Source organism: Holdemanella sp. (assembly GCF_056804935.1).
Genome location: NZ_DBMEXE010000161.1, coordinates 1 through 3,699, shown reverse-complemented (window position 1 = coordinate 3,699; position 3,699 = coordinate 1). Strand labels below are relative to the sequence as shown.

Below are 3,699 nucleotides of genomic sequence, written 5' to 3'. Positions count from 1 at the left end.
AAATATTCAACATATTTAAATTCTATGGGTACAAAAACCCAAAGTACAGTCGATAAGATCGGACTTAAAAAGAATTCAAAATTAAATACATACAACCCATTTCTAGATTTAACTGACGATCAATTATGCGAATTATTTGATTCCTCTAAAAAAGAAAATGATACATATACTTTTAAAGTCAACACATCTAAATTAGCCACCCTTCTAGATAATATGGGGTCTATAAAACTAGATGATGCAACGCTTGAAGCAACTATCAAAAGCAAAAAAATCTCACACCTGATTTTAAGCTTTACAGGTAAACAAACCGTAGATAAAGCAAGTGCAGATATTGATATTTCAATCGAACTTAGCATCAAAAAATTAAATAAAATCAATTTCCCAAATGATTTAGATTCATATACAAAAGAAACTGCAGAAGATTAATTCCTCTGCAGTCTTTTATTTATTCGCTTTTTTTCAATCTCTTTTTGTTTTTGCATAACCTCATTAATTTTTTCTTGAATTAAATGAGCATATGCATTAGCGCCATCTTCAATCGGATGAATTCCATCTGCTTCTAATAAATCTGTATGCTTAGAAATATAAGAGTTCCAATCTATAATTGTGACATTTGAATGTTTTTTAGCCAATTCATTCAGATATTTATTGTTGCTAGCTTCCCATTCAACTCCAGGCGCATACACATTGACCCAGAATATAGACTTATCTTTACCAATTATTTCTAACAGTTGTTCAACTGTATTCTCATCCAAAACACCATTTGTTCCAAGCGAAATCACAACTGTATTATGAATATTCCCTTGAGACTGATACCAACTTAAAATGTCTAGAGCATGATATATTTGTCTTGAAACAGCTGCATCTATTGTTGCATCCGGATAAATATCTTGAATATTTGTATATGCCGACAACATGACAGAATCCCCTAAACAAAACAATCCTTTATCCGATACTTTCTGTGAGTTTCCACTCGAAGCATAGTCGTCAACTTTGCCTTTTTCAACACTACCATCCGATTTTGCGTTTCTCTTATTTGCCTCTATTGCCTTTTCATTTTCTGCTATACGCTTCTGCAATTCCGATGAATCTATCTCTTTTGAAGTTGCTAAGGCGACAACGCCTGTGGTTTGAAATACAAACCCCACAATTCCACAAGCCAACACGGCTTTTTGAAATTTAGGCTTAATTTGTTTATATTTAAATACCTTCAAGAAATAGTTTGACCATACAACCAACAAAATCAATATCACAAGCTCAAACAAATACATCACAAAATTTGTATTCCAATCTTTATATTGAAATAAATAAATAACTGGATATTGCCATAAATAAATTTCATAACTATGTTGACCAATCCACTTTAACACTGGAACATCCAATGAAATTGAACTATCTGCCGTTTTTTCGACTATATACAAAGATAAAACTGTCATTAATGCGAGTACAAACAAATAGACAACTGGCATTCGCCCATCAAAAATAAAGCATGAAATCACAAACACTCCAAGCAACCCAATTGAGGTATAAAAATTCTTTTTAGTTGCTTCCCCTTTTGTATACATCCAACCTAGAAGCATGCCCGCAAACAATGAATAAATTCGCGTATCTGTTCCATAATACAATCTTGTGACATTCACTCTACATAAATATAGAATTGGCATCACAAGCGCAAAGCCAACTGTTACACCAAGCATAGTTTTAATTGTGAATGATTCTCCTTTTTTATCTTTCAATTTATACATTCCAAACAATAATAATGGAAAAATCACATAGAACTGCATCTCTATAGATAAAAACCATAAATGCGAGAATGGCGAAGTATTCGCAATGCGCGTAAAATAATCAATACTTTGCGAAATTTGCCACCAGTTATTGAAACCAGCCAAAATACTAAACACCTGCATTTTCATGTTGTACAATGCGTCCTTAGCCAAAATAAAATAGATTCCCAATGTAGTAAATACCATCACAAGTAATGGTGGGTATATTCTTTTGATTCTGGCAAGATAGTAATCACGCAATGAAAACTCTTTTTGATTCATCTTCTTCTTTGCTGATACCACCAACAAGAATCCAGTTAATACAAAGAATAACACAACTCCTAAGTATCCACCCCTAAAAACACTTGGAAACATATGGAATAGTGTAATCGCAATAATCGCAACCCCACGCAATCCGTCCATTCCCCTTAAACGTCCGTCTTCTTTTTTCATATCTACATATCCCCTTAGATGCTTACTTTAAGCACCATCTATTTTAGCACAATCAAATCTTAATAATTATTAATAAATATATAATTTTTTAATATCCCTTTTTCAAAAAATACAATATAATATATTAAGATTCTGAAAGGAAAATAACATGCAAAGTATTAAGACAATTTATAAAATCGGACCAGGTCCAAGCAGTTCACACACATTTGGTCCAATGATGGCTTCTAAATATATCAATGAACAGTATCCAGAAGCTACAAACTTCAAAATCACATTATTTGGTTCCTTAGCGCTTACGGGAAAAGGGCACCTTACAGACAAAATCATATTAAAAACGTTAGGCACTAGTAAATGCGAAATCATTTTTGATATGAAAACCCCTGTTGAACACCCAAACACAATGATCATTGAAGTTTTTGACAAGGATACAAAAATTGCAGAACATACATTCGTATCTATTGGTGGTGGAAAAATCGAAATCGATGGAAAAAAAGGAAATGTAGACCCAGAAATTTATCCACACACAAAGATGGATGATATTCAAGTTTATTGTAATGAACGTCATTTACGTTTAGACCAATATATCGATGAAGTGGAAGATTCTGATTTTGACTCCTACATGAATCAAATCTTTAAACAAATGTTGAAAACAGTAAATACCGGATTAAAGAAGACTGGTGTTTTACCTGGAAGCTTGAAAATTGACCGTGTAGCGCATGCCTTACATCAGTCGGCACAAAGCTGTAATGATATCCAAGACAAAAACAGTTTATTATTAAGTAGTTATGCCTATGCAGCCAATGAACAAAACGCAAGCGGAGGCATTGTCGTAACAGCTCCAACCATGGGTAGCTGTGGCGTTCTACCTAGTCTTGTATATCATTTCTATCACGATCAAAATTATCCTAAAAAGACAATTATCCAAGGACTTAAAGTCGCTGGATTGATTGGAAATCTAATTCAGACAAACGCAACCATCTCAGGTGCCAAAGCTGGATGCCAAGCAGAAGTTGGTGCAGCATGCTCTATGGGCGCTGCTTTTGTCGCTTATTGTCAACTTCAAAATAACGAACAAATCGAATGTGCTGCTGAAATTGGATTAGAACACCATCTAGGACTTACATGCGATCCAGTTGGCGGATACGTAATGATTCCTTGTATTGAAAGAAATGCAGTAGCTGCCCAAAGAAGTGTAGATGCCGCAAGACTTGCCAAATATTTACGTAACGTAAAAAAGAATCGTGTTAGTTTTGATATGGTTGTTCAAACCATGAATCTAACAGGAAAGAAACTTCCAATTGAACTAAAAGAAAGTGCACTTGGCGGATTAGCCGTAGTCGTACCAGAAAAAGCTTAAAGGCCTAATTCATGTGAATTAGACCTTTCAGACTGTTGACAAAGTGACTGTCGACAGTCTTTTTAAAATCTGATAGAATATCTGTGGCAGAAACGTACTTCATAAACCCAAAAATAGTCGACGTTT

Annotated in this window: 3 protein-coding genes; 2 read left to right on the top strand and 1 reads right to left on the bottom strand. The window is 34.2% G+C overall.

Annotated features, from left to right (window positions below; translation table 11 throughout):
• Positions 1-426: hypothetical protein (locus ACZQCL_RS07385; protein ID WP_482482515.1), on the top strand; the 426-nt coding region annotated here is incomplete at its 5' end.
• Here the strand turns inward: ACZQCL_RS07385 and ACZQCL_RS07380 are convergent.
• Positions 423-2,216 carry an acyltransferase family protein gene (locus ACZQCL_RS07380; RefSeq protein WP_482482513.1) on the bottom strand — a complete coding sequence of 598 codons (1,794 nt, stop codon included), beginning with the start codon at positions 2,214-2,216 and terminating at the stop codon, positions 423-425. The genes ACZQCL_RS07385 and ACZQCL_RS07380 overlap by 4 nt on opposite strands.
• Before the next feature lie 148 nt (positions 2,217-2,364).
• On the opposite strand from ACZQCL_RS07380, the gene ACZQCL_RS07375 reads away from it, so the two are divergent.
• Positions 2,365-3,573 carry an L-serine ammonia-lyase, iron-sulfur-dependent, subunit alpha gene (locus tag ACZQCL_RS07375; protein WP_118114288.1) on the top strand — a complete coding sequence of 403 codons (1,209 nt, stop codon included), beginning with the start codon at positions 2,365-2,367 and terminating at the stop codon, positions 3,571-3,573.
• Positions 3,574-3,699: the final 126 nt, after the last annotated feature.